We start from the raw sequence: 23317 nt of genomic DNA, 5'->3' as shown, positions 1-23317 counted from the left end.
TCGGGTTGCTTGCTTTCGTGTTATTTCAGGGTGATACCGAATGCGGAGCTTGGGGCACCGGCAAATACGACAGCTCCATTGGCTGGGAGCTTCACTTCATTACTGCCGCTGACGATGCTGTAGTTCACAACGGCGCCTTTTTCGTCATACACGGCGAATGCGCCTTGTGCTGGCAGGGTGACGGTCATGGTTTTGCCTGCAGCTTGTTTAGGGACGGTGTACCATTTGGCATAACCATCGGCTTGCAGGGTGACGGTTGATTTTTTTCCTTTATAAAGCGGCTTAACGTCCTTACCACTCACAAACAGGGCTCCTGCCCCTTCGAGATATTCTACGCCTTTTTCCTTATAGAAGCGGAATTCGGACGTATCCCGGCCACCCATAGCCGGAATCTGATGCTGGCTTACCGCGGTGTCCGAGTCGATGATCTTTTTGTCGATCATATAGCCTTCCAGACCGCTCTTGCTGTTAATCTCTACCGTCGGTTTCGTGATGAAGTACATCAGCGATGTGAATTTCTCGTTCAACGGATAGAACGTTTCACCTTCGCGCTTGGCCCAAGCGGCAGCGGTCTCCTTGGACAAGGGGTTTGCTTCCAGTTTCTCGGCGGAATAATGCGATAAGGCCATTTGTCCAAGTCCAGGGATCGAAACATATTGTCTTACCCATAGGTAGATGCGGTCATTCTTTTCTTTGACAAAGCTGACCTTCGTGCTGCCATCCGCGCTGACAAATGTTCCATCCGCGGTGTACACATATTTCTCCGCAGGATAATCCGGAATCATGGGAACGGTAATGGACAGTTCGCCGTCCTTGAGGTCGACTTTCATTTGCTGATTCGTCACGCCATAATAACCGGCATATTTGGTGATGTCGCTTGGCATATCAGCCTTTACCGGTTTGCCGAAGGATTTTTCCGGCTTGAGTTCCTTGATCGTGCCTTTCTCCTTAAGAGCATTCAGCAAAATCTCATTAGCCAACAATTGGTTGGTTGAGCTGGAACCACCGGAAGATAATACAGCGGCAGCCATATTCTGCTCCGGAAGAACAACGAGCGAAGCGTGATACAGGATGGTGTCTCCACCTTTGGTTACGGCCTTCATGTCATATTGATTGAACGGGAATAGTCTTACGCTGTCCCAGCCAAGCCCGTAATCGAACGAGTTATCAGCATCTTCGGGCCACAGACCCTTTTTATATTCTTCCTGCTCCATGGCTTTGACGGATTTGTCGGAAAGAATGCCTTCGGCTTCCCCGGTGAAGATCTGCGCAAACTGCACCAAGTCTTCAGCCGTAGAATAGATGCCGCCGGTTCCGATCACATTGACCGTCTCGTTAGGAAGCTGTCCTTGGTGAGTAGGATAATACAGACCTGCCATTTGGCTTAACTCCAACGTATCTTGGGATGTCTTCGTGTGGTCCAAATCTAACGGCTCGGTAAAAGATTGATGAATGAATGCGGTAAACTCCTTGCCGCTCACTTTCTCTACCAGTATCTCGGCCAGCGTGAATCCATCATTACAATAAACGGAGAACGCACCCGGGTCCGCTTTTAGGTTTTGGGTAGACAGCTGCTTGAGCAGCGTGTCATGTGCATGAGGGTCATTATCTTCGAACAAAAATGCATTGTTCAGGCTGGAACCCTGCAGTCCGGAGGAATGGTTGATCAGCATGCGCGGCGTAATTTTTTTGTAGCGTTCGTCTTTCATCGTGAATTCGGGTATGTACTGAACCAGAGGCGTATCCAGGTTGATTTTCCCCTCATCCACCAATTTCATGACCGCAGCGGCGGTGAACACTTTACTCGTGGAGCCGATGCCATACATCGTATCCTTGGTCAGCGGTTTCTTTCCTTGGATATCATTGACGCCCGCTTGACCGGACACGGTAATCACTCCGTTGTCGATAAGGGCATATTGAACACTTGTCGTACCATAAGTCTCGGTGAGCAGCTTGGCTTTCTCTGCGGCGGTTTTCTGAAGGCCTCCTCCAGCGGCAACTTGGCTGTTATCTGCTGCCATTACCCCAGCAGGAAGAACCAGTGTGACTGCGAGAAGGGTTACGAGCATCCGTGATAGTCTTTTCTTCAATGAATAAATACCTCCTTATTATGAATGTACTTAGTTAGTACGATTTACCAGCCCGAATGGTTCAATCTTTTTTCGGAAAATTTACAAGTGCGGGGAGGAACAAAAAAACAGGCATCCCATCCAAAGCCGTAAAGCCATGTGGGGATACCTGTTTTTTAACTGAGCACGATAAGCAGTGCCGAGGTGGTTCCGACGAAACAGCCTGCCAAACAATCCGAAGGGTAATGGAAGCCAAGATAAATGCGTGACAGGCTAACCGTAAGGGCCAGCAGGATCAAGAGCAATGACAGCCAGGGTGTTATAAACAGAAAAGGCGTGATAATGGAAAAGATGGCCGTCGAGTGTCCGGAAGGAAACGAATGGTCCTTCATCGGTTTTTTTTCGAACCGTACCTTTTCAAGTGCCAGATAGGGTCGGATGCGCCGCATCTTCCTTTTGATGAGGGCCGTAATCAGGAAGCTGAGGGAAAGTGCAATAAAACTCTGCCACCCCATCGTATTCCATGGCTCAGGTGCAAAAAACGCTATCGAAAGTGTCAGCACAATGGTAAAGATAGCACCCCCCATATGGGTGACCAGCGCGAGCATCGAATCCACCGTTTTGTTGCTGATCTTGCGGTTTAACCAGCGGAAGATAAGGTGGTCATGTTGCTGAAGCCAATCCATCGAACGAGTAATCATTGTGAACAGAACACCTCACATTATAATTTTGTAAGCAGTCAGCCCAAAGTTAAATAGGCTGCAATATATGCTTGTAAGGGCCGAGATTCATAGTGTAGACAAGAGGCTTACATACGACAGTATACAGGAGAATTGTTAAGCGTGGGTATGAATGACATGTATTTTTTCATAAATTGAACTTTCTTTGTCGCAGGTGGGTTTGATGATAGCCGTGTGTGTTGTAAGCACGCTTCACAAGATTATGGTTTCCCAGGGATGATGACTTCATGTCCCCATGTTCTCGAAGCCCGGAATCCGATATAATGAAAGCATCTAACCATGCCTAAGGAGGAGAAGCATGAAATTTCGCGTTTCTGCCGTGCAATATCATCTGCACACCATTCAATCCTTTGACGATTTTGCCCGTCAGTCGGAGCATTATATCCGGACGGCGGAGGAATTTGAAGTCGATTTTGTGCTGTTTCCGGAATTTTTCACAACCCAACTGATGTCCATCGGGGATGATCAGGGCAAGGCATTGACGATCAATGATCTTCCGGATTTCACAGACCGTTACCGCGAGCTGTTTCAAGGCTTTGCGAAGCTATATAACATGCATATCATTGGCGGGACGCACGTCATTCGCCGGGAAGGGAAGCTGTACAATGTAGCGCATCTGTTCTATCCGGACGGCCGCATTGCGGAGCAAGCCAAGATCCATATCACGCCTTCGGAGATTAGCGGATGGAATATGGGAGCGGGTGAAGGACTCGAAGTGTTCGAGACGGAAAAAGGCACCATTGCGATGCTGACCTGCTATGACATCGAATTCCCTGAGATTGTGCGCATGGCCAAGGCTAGAGGGGCTGACGTCATTTTCTGTCCGTCCTGTACGGATGATCGTCACGGATTCCACCGCGTGCGTTACACCAGCCATGCACGCGCCATTGAGAATCAAATCTATGTGGTGCTGACCGGTACCGTTGGCTCGCTACCAACCGTGGATCTGATGCGTGCCAACTTCGGACAGGCGGCCATCATTACCCCGAACGATATCCCGTTTCCTCCGCAGGGCCTGCTGGCCGAGGGAGAGCTGAACAACGACATGATCATTACCGCCGATCTTGATCTGGATTTATTGTATCAAGTGCGCGAGAAGGGATCCGTCACGACATGGCGCGATCGCCGCACGGATTTGTATCCGGATTGGGAATAAGCCCGTTTATCAGCACGTGAGGAAAATAGGACAAAGGCGGTGCAGAGGAAATGGCCGGGTTTCATCAACAGTTTTATGTATTTGACGACGCTCGGCCGGTGCCGGTTGTCATTCGAAGCTACACGGAAGCGGATTTTGACGAGCTGATCTTCATTCAATCCGAGACGTTCCCGCCCCCATATCCGCCGGAGCAGTGGTGGAACAAGGAGCAGCTGAATCAGCACGTCACCTTATTCCCTGAGGGCGCTCTGTGCGTTGAAGTGGGCGGGATGCTCGCTGGGTCGATTACCTCGCTCATTGTGGATTACGATCCATGGGAGCCTGCGCACTCCTGGGCGGAGACCACGGATAACGGGTATATCCGGACCCATAAGCCGGACGGGAATACGCTATACATTGCCGACATTTGTGTCAGGCCGCGCTTCCGTAAGCTTGGACTCGGCAAATGGCTGATTCAGTCGCTGTATCATGTGACGGTGAATCGGGGACTGGACCGACTGCTTGGCGGCGGACGGATGCCCGGCTATCATCGGCATGCCCATGAAATGTCGGCTGTGGAGTATCTGGACGCTGTTGTCCGAGGAGATCTCAAGGATCCGGTGATTACCTTCCTGCTGCGTTGCGGCCGGACGCCCGTCGGGGTGGCAGCGGAGTATTTGGAGGATGAGGAATCCTGCAATTATGGGGCTCTGATGGAATGGAAGAATCCGTTTAGAGGATGAAGAAGTTTCGCTTGAACGATAATGAATGGACTTCATATATAAAGATGGATTTTTTTATTACATATATAAGGAGGCTTTTATTTGATGGAATATATCCGTATTACAAGCATCGACGATCCTTTGTTCCGCAAAATGCACAATCTGATGAAGGACGTGTTCCCTCCGGAAGAGGTGCTGGAATTCAGCCTATGGAAAGAACCGCTGGAGGATCCGGGTATTCGGGTGTTTGTTGCCCTGCATGAGGACGAAGTGGTGGGTACGACGGAATACCGCTATTACGAGGATTGGAATGTAGCGATGACCGATTTTACCATTATCGGGCGCGAAGGGCTTGGTATTGGCCGATTCCTGGCACAGCATCGCTTGAAGGATCTGAATGAGCTGGCGGCCGCAAACGGCAAAGCGTTGTTCGGCATGTTTGCCGAGATCTACGATCCATATCGGGTACAGGACTATGCATTCGGCGGGGTAAAACCGATGGATCCGTTCGTTCGCCGCGAGGTGCTGTCGCATCTTGGCTACAAACGCACGGATATCGCCTACGTTCACCCATCCTGGAATAATGATGGCGAAGCGGTGAGCGGGCTCGACTTCTGCTTCATGCCGGGTGATGATACTGTCAATGAATTGCCTGCAGAGCTGATCGTGAACTTCCTGAAACGTTACTATTCGGTGCTGCCTGAGAAACCACAGGCCTGGAACGACATGGTGGCCAAGCTGGAAACGCAGGAGAAGGTATCCCTGCTCCCGCTGTAACTTATACGATAGCGCATGCCTGATTCGTTACGAATCAGGCATATTCTTGTCGGGTTACGCCCACAGCATGTGATATTTTGATATTCTGATCGTAGAATGACCCTTATATTCAAACATGGAGTGTGCAGAGCCATGATCCATCAGCTTATTTTGGCAAGGTAATCACAGAAGTAAGTTATAGTGAATGGCACAAGCAATGGGCCGAGAAATACGGGGATTGAAGATGAGGTCGGTCTTCCGTGTAAGCACGTGGATAGACTTTTTCTTCACATTTGCTAAAATCCTCATTTGAATTGCAAGGCTATACTGGATATAGTAATACAATAGGTAAGGAAAAGAGGAACGTACATGAACGACCGAAAACAAGTGAGCATCCGTCTTCAAAGCCTTCACGAAGGGGAGAATACGATACAGGAGCTTCCGGCGGAGGCGTTTATTAAAGGGAATGTCCTGTATGTTCGCTATACAGAACCAGTGCTTGGACCGCATCAAGGGGAGACCCGGGCGATGCTTAAGCTGACGGAGGACGAGCTGAAATTGATTCGTCACGGCGAGGTGGAGTCCGAGCAGTCGTTTCGGTTAGGCCAGCGATTGCCGGGGTATTACCGCTCCCCGTTCACTTCATTTAATCTCTCTACGTACACGCAGCGTCTGGAGCTAGCGCTTGAAGGCGTGTCCGGACAAGCGGCTTGGGCGTACGATTTATATGTGTCGGGCGAGTTATCGGGACACTTTTCTATTAGTTTGACTATTCAGGAGGCACATGAATCATGACAATGAATCCATTAGATCACATTAACGGGCTGGTTGCAGAAGCGGTGGCTGACGCTGCCGTTGCTGCAGGACTGGTTTCCCGTGAGGAATTGCCGGGCATAACGCTGGAAGTTCCCAAGGATAAGTCGCATGGCGACTTGGCTACGAACGTAGCGATGCAGTTGACACGAATCGCCAAGAAGAACCCGCGGCAAATTGCGGAGGCTATCTTGGAACATTTGGACATGGAGAAAGCTTCGATTGAAAAAGCGGAAATAGCCGGACCTGGATTCATTAACTTTACCTTGGACAAGGGATACCTCTATCCGATCGTTGCATTGGTAGAAGAACAGGGTGACAACTACGGACGGATTGCTACGGGCGAGGGGCAAAAGGTTCAGATGGAGTTTGTCAGCGCCAATCCCACCGGAAGTCTGCACCTGGGACATGCCCGCGGAGCAGCGGTAGGCGATGCCCTATGCAATGTGCTTGATTTTGCAGGATACGAGGTTACACGCGAATACTATATCAATGATGCTGGCAACCAAGTGGTGAACCTGATTAAATCCCTCGAAGCCCGTTATTTGCAGGAGCTCGGCCAGGATGCCGAAATGCCGGAAGATGGATACCACGGCGAAGATATCAAAGGGTTTGCCAAAGAGCTTGTAGCTGAGAAGGGCGAATCTTTGCTGTCCATGGATCCAGGCGAGAGAACGGCATTCCTTCGTCAGTTCGGACTTGAGAAGGAACTGGATAAAATCAAACGCGATTTGAATCGATTCCGCGTTCATTTTGACGAATGGTTTAGTGAGACATCCCTGTACGAGAATGGACTTGTGGAGAAATCCCTGGAAGAGCTGAAATCAAAGGGCGAAGCGTATGAGAAGGATGGGGCAACCTGGCTTCGTACAACTGACTATGGGGACGACAAAGACCGCGTCCTCGTGAAGAATGACGGAACCTATACTTACCTGACGCCGGATATTGCATACCACCGCAATAAATACGAGCGCGGCTATGACAAGATTCTTAATATTTGGGGAGCCGATCACCATGGTTATATTCCACGGATGAGGGCTGCTATGGAGGCACTCGGCAATGATCCAGACAAACTGATTGTATTGATCGCCCAGATGGTCAGTCTGTTCCAGGATGGCGAGAAAGTGAAGATGTCCAAGCGTACCGGTAAAGCGGTCACGATGGAAGATCTGATGGATGAAGTCGGCGTGGACGCAATCCGCTATTTCTTCACCATGCGCAGCATGGACTCGCACCTGGATTTCGATATGGATCTGGCGGTGTCTACGTCCAATGAGAATCCGGTCTTCTATGTTCAGTATGCCCACGCACGTATTTGCAGCGTATTCCGCCAAGCGGAGGAGCAAGGCGTTAATCTCCTGCCGCTATCCGAAGTGAACCTGAGCGTTCTTACAACCGAGCATGAGTACGACATTTTGCGCAAAATAGGAGAGCTCCCGCAGGAAGTGTCGCTTGCTGCTGAGAACTATGCTCCGCACCGACTCATTCGGTATGTGTATGAGCTGGCTTCCTTGTTCCACAGCTACTATCGAGCCGAGCGCGTGATTACGGAGGATGCGGATCAAACGCAGGCTCGCCTGGCTTTGCTTCGAGCTGTTCGTAGGGTCATCGCTAACGTGCTTCGCTTGATGGGCGTATCGGCGCCGGAACGGATGTAATGGATTTTTGCTTTAATATGTGAAAACAGCCGTCTTTCCGAGGAAAGACGGCTGTTTTTAATTTATAAACGGACATTCTTTTATAGTTGTTGAAGAATCAGTTTATAATTTCATGCCCTCACGCAAAAATTTCAAGGCATTTACCTCTCCATCAGAGGCGCTGTGTCCTTTTTTGAGCTTTAGGGGAGAGGAGGTGCGTCGCAGCAGGGCCTTAAGGGTAGCCGTTTTTTTCAGGTCAGGCTTTTGCGCAAGCAGTAGGGCAATCGCTCCGCTGACGTGTGAAGTCGCCATGGAGGTGCCACTCATCTCGTGGTATTTTCCTTGCAGCCACGCGGACACGATTTTATCTCCAGGTGCATAAATATCGACAAATTGTCCACGATTGCTAAAGGAAGGGATTTTCCGGTTGCGGTCGGTAGCTCCGACAGATATGGTTTGAGGATAACGGGCAGGATAGTCCGCGGTACGGCGTTTACCGTCATTGCCGGAGGAGGCAACAATAATGACGCCTGCTTGGTTGGCCTTGCCTACAATATCCAGCAACGTACGGCTTCGGGTCTGCATACCGAAACTCATATTAATGATATCGATCTCGGCTCGTACACACCAGTCGATGGCCAGAATGATATCCGACACAAAGGCGGATCCGTTATAATCAAAGGCTTTGACTGGATACACTACAGATCTTGGAGCAACGCCAATCATTCCCTGTGTGCTGTTCGCAGCAGCGATGGTACCCGAAATATGTGTTCCGTGCCCATTGTCATCATATGGCGGTATGTTTCGGTGGACGAGGTTAACCCCTCGAGTCAGCGAATACTTCAGATCGGGGTGAGCGAAATCCACCCCCGTGTCGATAACGGCAATCTTCACGCGGTGTCCTGTCGAGATAGACCAGGCTTGAGGGGCTTTAATTTGCTTGATACCCCATGGGATTCCGGTTAGCGTTCCAATTGTCCCTTGTGTGGCTTGGATATGAACCCGGTCATCCTCTTCAACCATCAGTTCATTCTGAAACTCCGCTTCAAACTTCGCGGTTTGGGGAGCTGGAGCGATGATGGTTTGGGTAACCGGCGAACAGCTGACTGAACTCGGAAAACGCCTTTTCCCGACAAGTCGATTCCATTCTCGGATACATTCTTGGTACAGCTGAGGGTCATGAAACGTAAGGAGCCGCCGGTTCATTTCCCGGACGTTCCGCATAGGGTTCGTCTCTGTAAGTAGTGATTGCATGATCCGGGTGTAATCCATATGTGGCAATCTCCCTTCTCGATGAACCGTTGCTTCAGTATTGTATGAACCGGGGAGAGTGCCCGAATGGGATGTTGCCCTTTTTCCGGGAAATAGGCCCTGTTTACCGTGTCAAAGCAGCAGGGCTAACATAAGATACATGAGGGGAACATCAAGGTTCTCTTATCTAATCCCGTAAGGAGTCGATCCTTGGGGCGGGTACAGTCAGAAGACGGGGACAATTGTCTCCGTCTTTTTCCTTTTTGGTATCTGATGGGTAATGGTGCATAAAAACTTGATTTTTATTTCCAAATAGGTTTTACTTAGTTTTGATAATGGATATGTTGAGGGTATAACGTGAAGATTGTGTGAGAGGAAGTGTGCGTTAGTGAGTAATCCGCTCAATTTAAAGATCGATCCGGAGAAGATTCAGGAAATCCCAATGGTTGACCTGGCTTTTATGGTTCTGAAGGCGGCGAATACGCCGTATTATTACCGTGACCTTATGAATGAGGTGGCCAAGCTTCGTGGCTTTACGGAAAAGGAAATTAACGAAACGATTGCCCAGTTATATACCGAGATCAATATAGACGGACGTTTCGCTTGTGTAGGAACGAATCTGTGGGGACTAAAGCGCTGGTATCCGCTGGAGAAGTCCGAAGATCCGATTGCGAACGCCAAGCGTCCGCGGATCATCAATGATGAAGATGATGATGACGATGACTTCACCGATGAAGAGGAGACTTACAGCGGTGACGATGCCGAGGAGGATTTCGACAGCATCGATGACGAAGATGATGATCACGATGATCTCTTCCCGGATGATGACGATGCCGAGGACGATGTAGACGAAGAGGTTGTTCTGGATGATGACGAATTGGATGACGAGGATTCGGAATCCGAAGAGGAAGATGATCTGGAAGAGGAAGCCTTTGAGGAAGACGATAAGGATTAATCCGTCATACAGCAGGGTCTTTAGGACTTGTCTGCGCTGATAATGACTGTGTTTTACAGTGTCAGCCAATTGGGCAATTTTGAGGTTGCTTCTTCTCTTGACAAGCAGACAAGGCACAGAGTAAACTATTGCTTGGGCTTATGATTGTGGATTAAATATGTTTAATATAAAAGTGCCCCGTTATTTTTTCGGGGTCACTTTTTTTGTTTTTAAGGCTCAGAAAGTGTAAATGACGCTAGCTTCTGGACCTAATAACGCTAGAGAACTACCTTATCAAAAGCGGTCTGTCTTCTGGAAGTTTGTCGATAGACATTTTTTCTTTGGGCTGTGGAAGCATCCTTCCTGTGTGGACTGGACTTTCATGGTTTCTTGCAGTGAATATTCCAAGTTGTTTAAGATGAGGTATGGAAACCGCTCGTCTTGAAGCCTCATAACGTATGCCGGGTTAAGCGGCTCGATATGAGGATCATTTAAGCGTCAATATATGCGGTTTGTAATAGGTCGGAGGTCAGCTCGCTCACCATTTTTGGAAGCGAGCGATGCTTTTTGTTGGTCCCTCTGATGAATCAGGGGAAAACGGGTTAGGATAAACATCATATGTCGCCTGAAGTTATGGAGATTATATAGGAGGGTTTTTAACAGTGACAAAGTATATTTTTGTAACAGGCGGGGTCGTGTCATCTCTTGGTAAGGGAATTACCGCCGCTTCGCTCGGTAGATTGCTTAAGAACAGAGGGCTCAAGGTAACGATTCAGAAATTCGATCCGTACATTAATATAGATCCAGGCACCATGAGTCCTTACCAGCATGGCGAAGTATTCGTTACGGACGACGGCGCGGAAACCGACCTGGACCTGGGACACTATGAGCGCTTCATCGATATTAACCTGTCGAAGAACAGCAATGTGACAACAGGGAAAGTATACTCTTCTGTTATAAGCAAGGAACGTCGGGGAGAATATTTGGGCGGTACCGTGCAGGTAATCCCTCATATTACGAACGAAATCAAGGAGCGTGTGTTCCGTGCAGGCCGTGAAGCGGGTTCGGATGTGGTTATTACCGAAATCGGCGGTACGGTTGGCGATATCGAAAGCCTTCCTTTCCTTGAGGCTATTCGTCAGATTAAGAGTGACGTTGGCCGTGAGAATGTGATGTATATTCATGTAACCCTCATTCCATATATTAAGGCAGCCGGTGAAGTGAAAACGAAGCCGACCCAGCACAGTGTAAAAGAACTCCGCAGTATCGGCATTCAGCCGAATGTTATCGTGTGCCGTACGGAGCATGAGCTTTCAACCGAGATGAAAGCAAAAATCGCGCTCTTCTGCGACATCGACCCTAACGCGGTTGTAGAATGTCGCGATGCCTCCTCACTGTATGAGGTACCGCTGAATCTGCGTGAAGAAGGCCTTGATGAAATTGTTGTCAATCATTTGAAATTGACCACCCCTGCGCCGGATATGAGCGAGTGGGAGGATCTGGTGGAGCGTGTATCCAAGCTGGAGAAGACCGTTGAGATTGCGATTGTCGGTAAGTATGTCGCACTGCACGATGCCTACCTCAGTGTTGTTGAATCCCTGTCTCATGCAGGCTTTGATGCTAATGCCGACGTGAAGATCCGCTGGGTGAATGCCGAAGAAATTACGGCAGACAACGTGGAAGAGGCGTTGAGTGGCATTGGCGGTATTCTTGTACCGGGTGGATTTGGAGATCGGGGTATCGAAGGCAAGATCAGCGCGATTCGTTATGCTCGCGAACGCAATATTCCATTCTTCGGCATTTGTCTTGGGATGCAAGTGTCCGTTATTGAATATGCCCGTTCGATTGTCGGCCTGAACGGCGCGAACAGCTCGGAAATTGATCCGGCTACCGAATATCCAGTCATCGACCTGCTGCCGGAGCAGAAGGATATTGAGGATCTTGGCGGAACGATGCGCCTGGGTCTGTATCCATGTAAGCTGGTTCCAGGATCGCTTGCAGAGTCCTGCTACCAGGACGAGCTGGTTTATGAAAGACATCGCCACCGGTATGAGTTCAACAACCAATACCGCGAAGATATTGAAAAAGCAGGCCTGCGTATATCCGGTACTTCTCCGGATGGACGTCTGGTAGAAATTGTAGAGCTGCCAGGACACCCTTGGTTCCTTGCTGTGCAATTCCATCCGGAATTCACGTCCCGTCCGAACCGTCCGCAGCCGCTGTTCCGTGAATTTGTAAAAGCCTCGATCCAGCATCAGGCATAATGGGAAGAGCCTCTTTTGCAGAGGCTCTTTTTTGCGTATAAAGCCGTTGTCATAACTGTGGACAGGGTAAGCTGACGTTCAGATCGGATGTCCAGAGCTGTCGCTTTTGGATACAACAAATTCATACATCTTTTTTTCTTAGTTTTTTTAGGACAGGAAGGAATTCGACATCTACAAGCGAATACAAATAATGGTCGGTTTATGGGAAAGTTAGGAACTTTCGAGTTTGCATATACTCATTGTACGATTTAAGTATCGGGGAGGTTGAAGGGATGAGCAAAGAAAGCAAACACAAAGTGCTGATTGTGGATGACCAGAATGGTATCCGCATCTTGCTTGTAGAAGTGTTCAGCAGTGAAGGATATGAGACGTTTCAAGCGGCGAATGGCAAGGCTGCACTTGAAATTGTGAAGATGCATGCCCCGGATTTGGTGCTGCTGGATATGAAAATTCCTGGAATGGACGGGCTTGAGATTTTGAAGCATATTAAACAGATGAATCCGGACATTAAGGTGATCATGATGACTGCCTATGGAGAGCTTGACATGATCAAGGAAGCAACCGATCTTGGTGCGTTGATGCATTTTACCAAACCCTTTGATATTGATGAGATGCGGCAAGCCGTCAATATGCAGCTGAAAGGGACCGCCAATAATATCGGTTGAATGATGAATTCTGCTCAAAGGGCGGAATTCTTTTTTTTGTCAGAATGTGAGGTCCTTCGCAGCATTTTAGGAAATGCTTGTTTAGTATTTATGACGCGATGTGGTATAATAAGTCCGTGTGTTATATCGGCTAAAAACCATAGACAAACTAAGCATCTATAGGAGGATGAAACCATGCCATTAGTATCAATGACAGACATGCTGAACAAAGCACTTGAAGGTAAATATGCTGTTGGTCAATACAACATCAATAACCTGGAGTGGACATATGCGATTCTTGAAGCGGCTGAGCAAGAGAAATCACCAGTAATTCTTGGTGTTTCCGAAGGCGCAGCTCGTTATATGGGTGGATTCAGCACCGTCGTACACATGGTAAAAGGTTTGATGGAGGACCTGAAAGTGACAGTTCCTGTTGCCATTCACCTTGACCACGGTTCAAGTGTTGAGAAATGTAAAGAAGCAATCGATGCAGGATTCACTTCGGTTATGATCGATGATTCCCACAGCCCGATTGAGACGAATATTGCAACAACGAAACAAGTCGTTGAGTATGCTCATGCCAAAGGCGTTTCCGTTGAAGCTGAAGTCGGCATGGTCGGTGGACAAGAAGATGACGTCATCGGTGATGTAATGTACGCGAAGCTTGACGATTGCGTTCGCATCGTGAACGAAACAGGCATCGACACTTTGGCACCTGCGCTTGGTTCTGTTCATGGTCCTTACAAAGGCGAACCAAACCTTGGTTTCAAAGAGATGGAAGAGATTCGCAATGCTGTGAAACTTCCGTTGGTGCTTCATGGTGGTACAGGCATCCCGACGCATGACATCAAGAAAGCTATCTCCTTGGGTACTTCCAAAATCAACGTGAACACCGAGAACCAAATTTCGTTCTCTAAAGTTGTTCGTGAAGTGCTTGCTGCTAAACCAGAAGCTTACGATCCACGCACATTCCTGAAACCAGGCCGTGAGGCAATCAAGGAAACTGTGGTTGGCAAAATCCGTGAGTTTGGTTCCAACAATCAAGCCTAATAAAGTCGCTTGTAGTCCTAGTGGCCACAACATGATGATTGGAAGCACCTAAGATATTTAGGCTGTCTTATGCTGTAGTATACAATGAAATGGAGAGCACACCGCATAGCCGGTGTTTTTCCATTTCATTTATTAAGTATCAGCGGGTTGTGAGCTTCACAACCGGATAATCGAGAACAAAAAGAACGCAAAATGCGGTCTGTCATCCTTTAGGAACGTCGATAAGATGTTTTTCTTGTATGACGGCCATCAGAACCATTTCCGGCTGCGAAGTGATGTAGGGGGACCCGAAAGCTTATGGAAAAATTGATGATCAGCGGTGGACGCCCACTGCGAGGTACTGTAACAATCAGTGGTGCCAAAAACAGTGCTATTGCGTTAATTCCCGCCGCAATCCTGGCGGAATCGGAAGTCGTACTTGATAATTTGCCGCTTCTCAGCGATGTGGCTGTATATGCTGAGATTTTGGAAGAATTGGGCGGGCAAGTTTCATGGGAAGGCAATCAGATGAGAATTGACCCTTCTGATATCAAATCTATTCCGATGCCTAACGGACCCGTTAAGAAACTGCGCGCGTCCTACTATATGATGGGCGCCATGCTTGGAAGATTTAAAGAAGCCGTGATCGGCCTGCCGGGCGGCTGTAATTTTGAACCTCGTCCCATCGATCAGCACATCAAGGGTTTTGAAGCGCTTGGCGCAACCGTCACCAATGAACACGGTTCGATTCATCTGCATGCCAAAGAGCTGCGGGGCGCGAAGATCTATCTGGATGTGAGCAGTGTTGGTGCAACGATTAATATTATGCTGGCGGCTGCTAAGGCCAAAGGCTCCACAATTATTGAAAATGCGGCGAAAGAGCCTGAAATTATAGATGTTGCAACACTTTTGAATTCCATGGGAGCTGTCATTAAGGGCGCCGGAACGGAAACGATACGGATTGAAGGCGTAACCGAGATGCATGGCTGCCGACATTCCATTATTCCAGACCGGATTCAGGCCGGTACATATATGATTGCTGCCGCAGCTACACGCGGCGATGTTCTGATTGACAATGTCATCCCGAAACATCTTGAAGCCCTTACGGCCAAGCTGATCGAGATGGGTGTTGGTATTGAGGAGCTGGACGAAAGCATTCGCGTGATCGGTAAGGATCGATACCAGCATGTGGACGTTAAAGCGCTTATATATCCTGGATTTGCAACGGATTTGCAATCACCGATGACCAGCCTGCTTACGCAAGCGGAAGGCGTCAGTGTCCTTAGTGATTTTGTATATAGTAACCGATTTAAACATGTTCCGGAGTTAGTTCGCATGGGCGCCAAGATCCGCGTGGAGGGACGCTCTGCTATTATAGAAGGCGGTCCGCTGAACGCAGCCAAAGTCAAGGCGACCGACCTGCGCGCAGGCGCGGCTCTTGTCATTGCTGGACTAACCGTACCCGAAGGGGTAACGGAGGTAAGTGGTGTAGAATTCATTGACCGCGGCTATGACCATCTGGTATCCAATCTGCGTATGCTGGGTGCCGACGTATGGCGTGAGACTGAGGAAGAATGATTTTTTTACCAAAACGAGGGGAATGTGTGGTTAAAACTGCATATCTCCCTCTGATTTGGGTAATGCTCCTAGTAAAGCTCTCATAGAATAATAGACTACATGCAGCAGGACTTGCTGTGACAGAAACAAATAATTGAATAGGTGGTTATTGAATGGATTTACAAATAGCCGATTTGGAAGGCATGAAGCTGACGGATCTGTATAAGCTGGCCAAAAAGTATCAGATCCCTTATTATGGCCAGTTGAAGAAAAAAGAATTGATATTTGCCATTCTCCGGGCGCAGGCCGAACAGAGCGGCTTGATGTTCATGGAGGGCGTACTTGAGATTTTGCCGGAAGGTTACGGTTTTCTTAGACCGATCAACTATTTGCCGAGCACGGAGGACATCTACATTTCGGCCTCCCAGATTCGTAAATTTGATTTAAGGACCGGAGATTTGGTTTCGGGCAAATGCCGGACACCTAAAGAGAACGAACGTTACTTCGGGCTGCTGCAGGTCAACGCCGTGAATGGTGAGAATCCTGCCGTCGCAGCGGAACGATTGCACTTCCCAGCTTTGACTCCTCTATATCCGCAAGAAAAGCTTGTTCTTGAAACATCCCCTAATCAGTTGTCAACCCGAATTATGGATCTGCTTGCACCTGTAGGTTTAGGACAACGCGGTTTAATCGTAGCACCGCCAAAAGCAGGGAAAACGCTCCTCTTAAAAGAAATCGCCAACAGCATCTCAACCAACAATCCAGAGATTGAACTGTTTGTTTTACTCATCGATGAACGGCCTGAAGAAGTGACGGATATGCAGCGTTCCGTTAAGGGCGAGGTGGTTGCTTCTACTTTTGACGAGCTTCCGGAGAACCATATTAAAGTGGCGGAACTGGTATTGTCCCGTGCCTTGCGGTTGGTGGAGCATAAGAAGGACGTTGTTATATTGCTGGACAGCATCACCCGTCTTGCCCGTGCGTACAACCTGGTCATTCCTCCGTCCGGCAGAACGCTGAGCGGCGGTATTGATCCTGCGGCATTCCATCGTCCGAAACGTTTCTTCGGTTCGGCGCGTAACGTGGAGGAAGGCGGAAGTTTGACGATTCTGGCTACAGCCTTGGTTGAAACCGGATCGCGGATGGATGATATTATTTATGAGGAATTTAAAGGTACAGGCAACATGGAGCTGCATCTGGACCGCCGCTTTGCGGAACGCCGTATTTTTCCGGCGATCGACATTCGTCGCTCCGGTACCCGGCGTGAAGAGGTGCTGCTGAACAAGGATGAATTGGATACCATTTGGGCGATCCGTAAAAATATGAACGACTCTGCTGACTTTGTGGAAGGATTCCTCAAAAAAATGCGTGACAGCAAGAATAACGCGGAGTTCTTGGCATCATTTGATGTGAATGCCAATAACGGGAGCGGAACCGGGACTCAGAGCCAGACAGCTAGACGCCCATCGCGCGCATCGGCTGCGACGGCCCCTCAGAGCTAAGTCCTGAATCAACCGGAGAATAGGAGATCAACATGTATTTGGTTTATGCAGATGAGCAAGGGAATGTATATGATCATTCTGATCTGTTTGGGCTTGCCCGCAGCGGAGATATGATCGTTGAGATATTGGATGATGAATTAATCCCTTTGCCAGAGGGGGCTACATTGGTCGGACTACCGAGCACCCGAGCGATCGGAATGGATCCAGAGACTGGTGATATGATGCCGCTTGAGGACGGGTACACTGCTGTCGGAGCGCTGTTGCCGCAAGGCTATACCCGGTTGTGCTTGCCAGGATACGTGAAGTCGGACAAGGAATATAAGCTGCCGCTATTTGGTTACTCGGCGGTGGTATGGAAGGATGGCGCTTTCTATACAACAGCGCGTTTATCCGATGACCCGGAGAAGTGGAACCCGGTGAACTGCGATCTGAACGATCTTGAGCTTGGGGTTAAGACGCTGAAGGAGAAATATCCGGAGAATCGGCTCTATGAGCATCTGTCTAACTGTGCATTAGGTTATGAATGTCTGACGGCTTCCAATACGTTCCTGAATCGCTGGGAAGGCGCTGTTCCTGTATCGTACTCTTGCAATGCCGGTTGCTTCGGTTGTATTTCGGAACAGCCGGATGACAGCGGCTTTGTCTCGCCACAGACCCGTATGAATTTCCGTCCGAGAGTGGATGAGTTGGTGCAGGTCATGCTGGAGCATCTGAAGACACCGGAGTCGATCATCAGCTTTGGCCAAGGTTGTGAGGGAGAACCCTCCACGCAGGCGAAGATCATTATAGAAGCCATGAGAGAAGTTCGGGCACAGACGGATATGGGATACATCAATATTAATACCAATGCGGGACTAACTGATTTTATCCGTGGTATCGTGGATGCGGGTCTTGATCTGATGAGGGTCAGCACGATCAGTGCATTGGATGATCATTATAACGCATACTACAAGCCAAGGGGCTATACGCTGGCCAATGTGGAGAAATCTCTTCGTTATGCAACCGATCAAGGTGTATATACTTCCATTAACTATCTGATCTTCCCGGGCGTAACTGATCGCGAGGAAGAGCTGGAAGCCATGATTGAGTTTGCCCGCCGCACGGGTCTCAAATTGATTCAGCTCCGCAATCTCAACATTGACCCTGAGAGCTATCTCGAGCTTATTCCGCCTGCACAAGGCGAGATTCTGGGGATGAAGCAGGCGATTGAGATTATGCAGGAGGAGCTGCCAGATGTGGTGATTGGCTCCTATACGCATGTGCCGCCTGCAGGACAGGCAAGACCGAAGAAGAGACCATCGATTATTTAACAGAACCGGACTGAACATCGGATGTGTTAAAAACAGGTTGAAATTCCAATTGTGGACTTGTCTGATGATTTGTGTATGAGCTATTGCGCATTCATTTTGCACGTGATATACTCCATTTATGTGTCCATATAACTCTGGGTCCGCATGAGGCTCAGGGCGGAAAGAGGTGAAAGCTACAATGAAACAAGATATTCAACCGAAATATCACGTTACTACAGTTACTTGTGCTTGCGGTAATACGTTTGAAACAGGTTCTGTAAAACCAGATCTTCGTGTAGAGATTTGCTCGAACTGTCATCCGTTCTTCACAGGTAAACAGAAATTCCTGGATGCTGGCGGTCGTGTTGATAGATTCAAGAAGAAATACGGTATCTAATAAAACAAACCCTTCGCCCTTGTGGTCGAAGGGTTTTTGTCTGTTTACAGGGCTGGTGGAGTATGCAACTTCTTCCGTCGGTTGCTTTTTTGATAGCCATGCGATATACTAAAGTTCGCCGTGCTAGACGGGGAGGTAGCGGTGCCCTGTAACTCGCAATCCGCTGTAGCGAGGTTGAATTCCTGTTAGAGGTATTGTCGATGTGAGGCTGGTCCCTGCGCTCAACGTTGACGGTTGGGTCCTCCGCAATGAGCACTTGTGAACCTGGTCAGGTCCGGAAGGAAGCAGCCATAAGCAAGATCGCTTTTGTGCCGGAGGGGTGCCTAGCCCGAGTTGTTGCTCAGGATTGCCGCTCGGATCGCAATTATCAATAACAGGTGCACGGTATACATATCTGCACATAACACCTTTGCCATATTGGCAAGGGTGTTTTTTGTCGAAACGGCTATCCATTCAAGCTGATCCTTCATGTGCACTTTGGATAAAGTTTTCCAAGTAAACGTTTTGCTAAGGCAGGGGAAAGTAGTATAGAATGTAGTATAATATAACCGTTAAACTCACGCCTTTTTGGCTGGGAATGACCATGAATGCAACAGTAAAGCACGCGAGGATCGGGTTTAGTATAAACTTAAGGTTTTCTCGATCTCGTGAAGTGGAAGTTGAAAGAGGGTAAAGCACAGTGGAACATATCGCGTTATATCGTGCTTGGCGACCACAGTCGTTCGGCGACATGGTGGGCCAGCAGCATATTATCCAGACCCTGCAGAATGCCATTCGCGAGCAGCGGGTTTCCCATGCCTACCTGTTCAGCGGTCCACGGGGTACGGGCAAGACCAGTGCCGCTAAAATTTTGGCCAAAGCCGTGAACTGCGAGCATGGTCCGGCTGAGGAACCCTGCAATGAATGCGAGGCCTGCCGGCGTATAACGTCCGGAGCCGTCATGGATGTTCAGGAGATCGATGCTGCATCCAACCGCGGTGTCGAAGAAATCCGTGATTTGCGGGAGAAAGTCAAATACGCACCGACCGAGGTGCGGCGTAAGGTTTATATTATCGATGAAGTACACATGCTGACGACGGAAGCGTTCAATGCCTTATTGAAAACGCTGGAGGAACCGCCGGCACACGTGATGTTTATACTAGCGACAACAGAGCCCCACAGGCTTCCGGCAACGATCATCTCACGCTGTCAACGGTTTGACTTCCGAAGGGTTTCCTTGGACGAACAGACCGGGCGTCTGGAGCAGATTTGCGGAGAAGAAGGCATTACGGCAGAGCCTGAAGCACTGCAGTATATCGCACGTCTATCGGATGGCGGTATGCGGGATGCACTGAGCATTCTGGATCAGATTGCCTCCTTCACAGGAGGCACGGTATCTTACCAGCAGGTCATGGACATGACGGGCGGGATTGCCTCGGAGCAGTTTGGCCGTCTGGCCAGTGCTGTGAAACAGGGGGATGCCGGACTTGTGCTGCAGATCGTGGAGCAATTCATGCAGGAGGGAAAAAGTGCAGATAAATGCATGGAGAATCTCCTGTATTATTTCCGCGATTTGCTGATGATCAAGATGGTTCCTAGCGCCGATAAGCTGACCGACCGGGTTTTGAATCTGGCAGAGTTTCAGGAGATGGCGAATGCCTTCAGCCGAGACGAACTATTTCAAATGATCGATACGCTGAACCGGTATCAGAGTGAGATGAAATACGCTTCGCAGCCGCAGACTCTGTTTGAGGTGGCATTGCTCAAGCTTTCCGGTATAACTCAATCAGCGGGTGGGGTCAGAGCTCAGAATACAGCCGATGCGGGGGAGCTCGCTCAGCTGAAGCAGCATGTAGCCTCACTTGAGAAAAAGCTGGAGCGACTGATACAAAACGGTGTTCCTGCATCTGGTCAACGTGAACCGGCCAAGTCCACCCGTACACCGGCACCGAAAGCAGCTTCATCAGCCAAGATCCCGCAGCATATGGATCAGTATATATCTTGCCGAACGGGGGAGGATTATACTTCTGTTCATCGACAGTGGGCCCAAATTCTGCAGAATGTGAAAGAGGAGAAGGTGACGGTCCACGCTTGGCTGATGGATGGAGAACCTGTGTCCGTATGGGAAGACAAGGTCCTTGTCGCTTTTAAAAACAACATCCACCGCGAAACCACGGAGAAACCTGCCAACAAACAGGTGATTGAAGGGGTTCTTGAGTCCACGCTTGGCAAGCCGTATCATCTGGTTACCATGATGCTTCGTGATTGGAGTGACGCGGTAGAAGGAGTGGGCAAGCCTCAGGCAGAGGAGCTTAAGCTTGAGCATGAAGAAGCGGAGGCCGGTGGGGAGAAACCATGGATTGATGAGGCGATCCAGTTGTTTGGAGAAGACCTCGTTGTCATAAAAGACTAGCACGTCCCTACGTGCACCCTATTATAAGGAGAGATGAATCATGAATAATATGAACCAAATGATGAAGCAAGTGAAAAAGATGCAGGAGCAAATGCTGAAGGCTCAGGAAGAGCTCGCTACGAAAACCGTTGAAGGAACTTCCGGCGGTGGCGTGGTTACCGTGGAAGCGAATGGACATAAACAAATTTTGTCCATCAACATCAAGCCTGAGGCAGTTGACCCGGATGATGTGGAAATGCTGCAGGATCTGGTACTGACTGCGGTTAACGATGCACTTGCCAAGGCTGAAGAAATCGCAAATGCTGATATGGGCAAATTCACAGGCGGCATGAAGATTCCGGGCTTGTTCTAATCTAACCTAGAAGGAGTAGTTACATTTGTACTATCCTGAACCGATCGCGAAGCTCATCGACGCCTTTACGCGACTGCCGGGTGTGGGGCCGAAGACGGCCGCCCGCCTGGCTTTTCATGTTCTGAACATGAAGGAAGATGACGTTATTGATTTTGCCAAAGCGCTAGTCAGTGTCAAAAGGAATCTGCACTACTGCTCCGTCTGCTGCAACATCACCGATACGGATCCATGCCGGGTATGTCAGGACAAGACCCGGGATGCTTCGACCATCTGTGTTGTACAGGATGCCAAGGATCTTGTGGCGATGGAGCGTACGAAGGAATTCGATGGTTACTATCATGTCCTCCACGGAGCCATATCTCCGATGGAAGGGATCGGACCGGATGAAATCCGTCTGAAGGAGCTGCTGACACGTCTTAGCGATGAGAGAGTGAAAGAGCTGATTCTGGCCACGAATGCCAATATCGAAGGAGAGGCAACGGCGATGTACATATCGCGTCTGGTCCGTCCTTTTGACATTAAGGTGACCCGAATTGCCCATGGACTGCCTGTTGGGGGTGACTTGGAGTATGCAGATGAAGTGACTTTATCCAAGGCACTCGAGGGCCGAAGAGAACTGAACTGATTTTTTGTGATTTCTGCAACATCTATTTGAGATTTGAAAGCATATATACGCGAACGAGCATCGGAAGAGATTCTGATGGCTCGTTTTTTTATTTATTACATTGTGCAAAAGTAGAGGGTGGAAGAGTTCTTTTGGTTCTAAGTTTGTCCCTCTCTCGATATGAATGTTACAGACGGTCTTATTAAGGGCAGTGTTAATCATTCATATTCATAGGGAGTGAACGTGATGAAGATATGGTGGAAGCAGTCGAAGAAGCAAGAGGAGGAAACGTATATCACGGCAGAGGATCAGGAACGGATGTGGCACGTATTCCTGGATGTCCAGAGGTCCCAGATGGAGTGGGAGCGGGCGCACTTGCTGTTTCAAGAGGCTACGGGGCAGGATCAGATTGATTATGCGATTTATATGCTGGAGGCAGCGGAGCGCAAATACCAGATGAATCTCAAACAGGCCAAGCAGCTCAATCTGGATGGAGCGAGGATGCAATATATCGAGCAAAAAAGAGAGAATGGCTAACCGAAAGATGAGAGAATCCATAATGACTTAAAGGAGGGTAACTATGAAATTGATTGTTCTGGGCACGCTTTGCATATCGCTCTTACTGCTTATCTATGTTGTGTTTAGAAATAAGCTCGGGCTGGGATGGTTAACCGTATTCGGTGCCCATCTTGCTCTCTCGGCAGTGGCTATCTATGTTGTGAATTTCTCGGGATTGGCGGCCGAAACGTATATTCCACTGAACCCGATGACCATAGGAACCGTCATGGTTCTGGGCATGCCGGGCGTGGCCCTTCTTGTTGGATTAAAAATAACGATATTAGGTAGTTGACGCAGCCTTATATTCTATGATACATTAATGTTCGCCCGTTTGATTCTGGGTGATAGAGATTCACCGGCCAGGTAGACAATTGGTTGAAAAAATAATCAAAAAAACTTCTTGACCAACAGCAAGTTAGTATGATATATTATAAAAGTCGCCGCTGAGATGCGGATGACAAACAAAAAAATGATTGATCTTTGAAAACTGAACAACGAGTGAGTAAGGATTTCACTAGTGAAATCCATTGCGAAATCATCATGTGCAAGCCCTGGTTTGTTGGATGATGGAGCATAAAGAGAATTGAACAAATTCTCGTCAGTTAAGAAATGAGCAAGTCAAACACTTTATTGGAGAGTTTGATCCTGGCTCAGGACGAACGCTGGCGGCGT

The 23317-nt window shown here is 48.8% G+C and carries 21 protein-coding genes and 1 other RNA gene; 19 read left to right on the top strand and 3 right to left on the bottom strand.

The window, feature by feature from the left end:
• Window positions 1-20: 20 nt before the first annotated feature.
• Both ACOZB4_RS32650 and ACOZB4_RS32645 read right to left on the bottom strand, forming a co-directional pair.
• Window positions 21-2090 (bottom strand): serine hydrolase domain-containing protein, encoded by a 2070-nt coding sequence (locus ACOZB4_RS32650; protein WP_379415968.1) that lies wholly within the window; start codon window positions 2088-2090, stop codon window positions 21-23.
• A 155-nt stretch (window positions 2091-2245) separates the two neighbouring features.
• Window positions 2246-2770, bottom strand: a complete 525-nt coding sequence (locus tag ACOZB4_RS32645) for a phosphatase PAP2 family protein (protein ID WP_071221142.1) — start codon at window positions 2768-2770, stop codon at window positions 2246-2248.
• Between the two features lie 337 nt (window positions 2771-3107).
• Here ACOZB4_RS32645 and ACOZB4_RS32640 point away from each other — a divergent pair, with 337 nt between their 5' ends.
• The 5 genes from ACOZB4_RS32640 (at window position 3108) to argS (ending at window position 7893) form a co-directional block, all read left to right on the top strand.
• Window positions 3108-3965, top strand: a complete 858-nt coding sequence (locus ACOZB4_RS32640) for a carbon-nitrogen hydrolase family protein (RefSeq protein WP_379415964.1) — start codon at window positions 3108-3110, stop codon at window positions 3963-3965.
• Between the two features lie 50 nt (window positions 3966-4015).
• A complete protein-coding gene (locus ACOZB4_RS32635) occupies window positions 4016-4687 on the top strand; it encodes a GNAT family N-acetyltransferase (protein WP_379415963.1) in 672 nt (223 codons plus the stop codon).
• A gap of 84 nt (window positions 4688-4771) precedes the next feature.
• A complete protein-coding gene (locus ACOZB4_RS32630) occupies window positions 4772-5443 on the top strand; it encodes a GNAT family N-acetyltransferase (RefSeq protein ID WP_339269283.1) in 672 nt (223 codons plus the stop codon).
• Window positions 5444-5791: 348 nt separating this feature from the next.
• Window positions 5792-6217 carry a DUF1934 domain-containing protein gene (locus ACOZB4_RS32625; protein ID WP_379415960.1) on the top strand — a complete coding sequence of 142 codons (426 nt, stop codon included), beginning with the start codon at window positions 5792-5794 and terminating at the stop codon, window positions 6215-6217.
• The gene (gene argS, locus ACOZB4_RS32620) at window positions 6214-7893 is read left to right on the top strand and encodes an arginine--tRNA ligase (RefSeq protein ID WP_379415957.1); all 1680 of its coding nucleotides are present in this window, start codon (window positions 6214-6216) and stop codon (window positions 7891-7893) included. The genes ACOZB4_RS32625 and argS overlap by 4 nt, the downstream gene beginning before the upstream one ends.
• 102 nt (window positions 7894-7995) lie before the next feature.
• Here argS and ACOZB4_RS32615 read toward each other — a convergent pair whose 3' ends face one another.
• Window positions 7996-9144, bottom strand: a complete 1149-nt coding sequence (locus ACOZB4_RS32615; protein ID WP_076326389.1) for a S8 family peptidase — start codon at window positions 9142-9144, stop codon at window positions 7996-7998.
• A gap of 367 nt (window positions 9145-9511) precedes the next feature.
• Here ACOZB4_RS32615 and rpoE point away from each other — a divergent pair, with 367 nt between their 5' ends.
• The 14 genes from rpoE to ACOZB4_RS32545 all read left to right on the top strand — a co-directional run bounded on the left by rpoE (window position 9512) and on the right by ACOZB4_RS32545 (window position 22937).
• On the top strand, window positions 9512-10078 hold the full coding sequence (rpoE, locus tag ACOZB4_RS32610; RefSeq protein WP_076326390.1) for a DNA-directed RNA polymerase subunit delta: 567 nt from the start codon (window positions 9512-9514) through the stop codon (window positions 10076-10078).
• A gap of 641 nt (window positions 10079-10719) precedes the next feature.
• Window positions 10720-12321, top strand: a complete 1602-nt coding sequence (locus ACOZB4_RS32605; RefSeq protein WP_071221150.1) for a CTP synthase — start codon at window positions 10720-10722, stop codon at window positions 12319-12321.
• Window positions 12322-12593: 272 nt separating this feature from the next.
• Window positions 12594-12986 (top strand): response regulator, encoded by a 393-nt coding sequence (locus tag ACOZB4_RS32600; protein ID WP_098741279.1) that lies wholly within the window; start codon window positions 12594-12596, stop codon window positions 12984-12986.
• Window positions 12987-13160: 174 nt separating this feature from the next.
• Complete coding sequence (gene fba, locus ACOZB4_RS32595) at window positions 13161-14015, top strand: class II fructose-1,6-bisphosphate aldolase (protein ID WP_076326392.1); 855 nt, start codon at window positions 13161-13163, stop codon at window positions 14013-14015.
• A 297-nt stretch (window positions 14016-14312) separates the two neighbouring features.
• Entirely contained in the window at window positions 14313-15572 is a 1260-nt protein-coding gene (locus tag ACOZB4_RS32590) for a UDP-N-acetylglucosamine 1-carboxyvinyltransferase (RefSeq protein ID WP_071222334.1), read from the top strand.
• Between the two features lie 152 nt (window positions 15573-15724).
• Window positions 15725-17053 carry a transcription termination factor Rho gene (gene rho / locus ACOZB4_RS32585; RefSeq protein WP_071222335.1) on the top strand — a complete coding sequence of 443 codons (1329 nt, stop codon included), beginning with the start codon at window positions 15725-15727 and terminating at the stop codon, window positions 17051-17053.
• Between the two features lie 32 nt (window positions 17054-17085).
• Window positions 17086-18363: a radical SAM protein gene (locus tag ACOZB4_RS32580; protein ID WP_379415949.1), complete on the top strand. Its 1278-nt coding sequence runs from the start codon at window positions 17086-17088 to the stop codon at window positions 18361-18363.
• A 178-nt stretch (window positions 18364-18541) separates the two neighbouring features.
• A complete protein-coding gene (gene rpmE / locus ACOZB4_RS32575; protein ID WP_006207505.1) occupies window positions 18542-18739 on the top strand; it encodes a 50S ribosomal protein L31 in 198 nt (65 codons plus the stop codon).
• 118 nt (window positions 18740-18857) lie between these two features.
• An RNA gene (gene ffs, locus ACOZB4_RS32570) (signal recognition particle sRNA large type) lies at window positions 18858-19124 on the top strand.
• Between the two features lie 294 nt (window positions 19125-19418).
• Window positions 19419-21131, top strand: coding sequence for a DNA polymerase III subunit gamma/tau (gene dnaX, locus ACOZB4_RS32565; RefSeq protein ID WP_379415946.1), 1713 nt, complete (start codon window positions 19419-19421; stop codon window positions 21129-21131).
• Between the two features lie 40 nt (window positions 21132-21171).
• The gene (locus tag ACOZB4_RS32560; RefSeq protein ID WP_009595540.1) at window positions 21172-21483 is read left to right on the top strand and encodes a YbaB/EbfC family nucleoid-associated protein; all 312 of its coding nucleotides are present in this window, start codon (window positions 21172-21174) and stop codon (window positions 21481-21483) included.
• A gap of 25 nt (window positions 21484-21508) precedes the next feature.
• A complete protein-coding gene (gene recR, locus ACOZB4_RS32555; protein ID WP_071222338.1) occupies window positions 21509-22108 on the top strand; it encodes a recombination mediator RecR in 600 nt (199 codons plus the stop codon).
• Window positions 22109-22333: 225 nt separating this feature from the next.
• Window positions 22334-22624: a hypothetical protein gene (locus ACOZB4_RS32550; protein WP_076326395.1), complete on the top strand. Its 291-nt coding sequence runs from the start codon at window positions 22334-22336 to the stop codon at window positions 22622-22624.
• A gap of 43 nt (window positions 22625-22667) precedes the next feature.
• A complete protein-coding gene (locus tag ACOZB4_RS32545) occupies window positions 22668-22937 on the top strand; it encodes a pro-sigmaK processing inhibitor BofA family protein (RefSeq protein WP_379415942.1) in 270 nt (89 codons plus the stop codon).
• Window positions 22938-23317: the final 380 nt, after the last annotated feature.

Source organism: Paenibacillus sp. NPDC058898, assembly GCF_049316025.1.
In the GTDB taxonomy this organism is placed as follows: domain Bacteria; phylum Bacillota; class Bacilli; order Paenibacillales; family Paenibacillaceae; genus Paenibacillus_AQ.
The sequence above is the reverse complement of the archived record's forward strand: the minus strand, read 5'-3'. Positions and strand labels throughout refer to the sequence as shown.

Coding starts and splice junctions, on each gene's coding strand:
- ACOZB4_RS32645 (WP_071221142.1), bottom strand. CDS start 2,770: ATGATTACTCGTTCGATGGATTGGCTTCAGCAACATGACCACCTTATC.
- ACOZB4_RS32640 (WP_379415964.1), top strand. CDS start 3,108: ATGAAATTTCGCGTTTCTGCCGTGCAATATCATCTGCACACCATTCAA.
- ACOZB4_RS32635 (WP_379415963.1), top strand. CDS start 4,016: ATGGCCGGGTTTCATCAACAGTTTTATGTATTTGACGACGCTCGGCCG.
- ACOZB4_RS32630 (WP_339269283.1), top strand. CDS start 4,772: ATGGAATATATCCGTATTACAAGCATCGACGATCCTTTGTTCCGCAAA.
- ACOZB4_RS32625 (WP_379415960.1), top strand. CDS start 5,792: ATGAACGACCGAAAACAAGTGAGCATCCGTCTTCAAAGCCTTCACGAA.
- argS (WP_379415957.1), top strand. CDS start 6,214: ATGACAATGAATCCATTAGATCACATTAACGGGCTGGTTGCAGAAGCG.
- ACOZB4_RS32615 (WP_076326389.1), bottom strand. CDS start 9,144: ATGGATTACACCCGGATCATGCAATCACTACTTACAGAGACGAACCCT.
- ACOZB4_RS32600 (WP_098741279.1), top strand. CDS start 12,594: ATGAGCAAAGAAAGCAAACACAAAGTGCTGATTGTGGATGACCAGAAT.
- fba (WP_076326392.1), top strand. CDS start 13,161: ATGCCATTAGTATCAATGACAGACATGCTGAACAAAGCACTTGAAGGT.
- ACOZB4_RS32590 (WP_071222334.1), top strand. CDS start 14,313: ATGGAAAAATTGATGATCAGCGGTGGACGCCCACTGCGAGGTACTGTA.
- rho (WP_071222335.1), top strand. CDS start 15,725: ATGGATTTACAAATAGCCGATTTGGAAGGCATGAAGCTGACGGATCTG.
- ACOZB4_RS32580 (WP_379415949.1), top strand. CDS start 17,086: ATGTATTTGGTTTATGCAGATGAGCAAGGGAATGTATATGATCATTCT.
- rpmE (WP_006207505.1), top strand. CDS start 18,542: ATGAAACAAGATATTCAACCGAAATATCACGTTACTACAGTTACTTGT.
- ACOZB4_RS32560 (WP_009595540.1), top strand. CDS start 21,172: ATGAATAATATGAACCAAATGATGAAGCAAGTGAAAAAGATGCAGGAG.
- ACOZB4_RS32550 (WP_076326395.1), top strand. CDS start 22,334: ATGAAGATATGGTGGAAGCAGTCGAAGAAGCAAGAGGAGGAAACGTAT.
- ACOZB4_RS32545 (WP_379415942.1), top strand. CDS start 22,668: ATGAAATTGATTGTTCTGGGCACGCTTTGCATATCGCTCTTACTGCTT.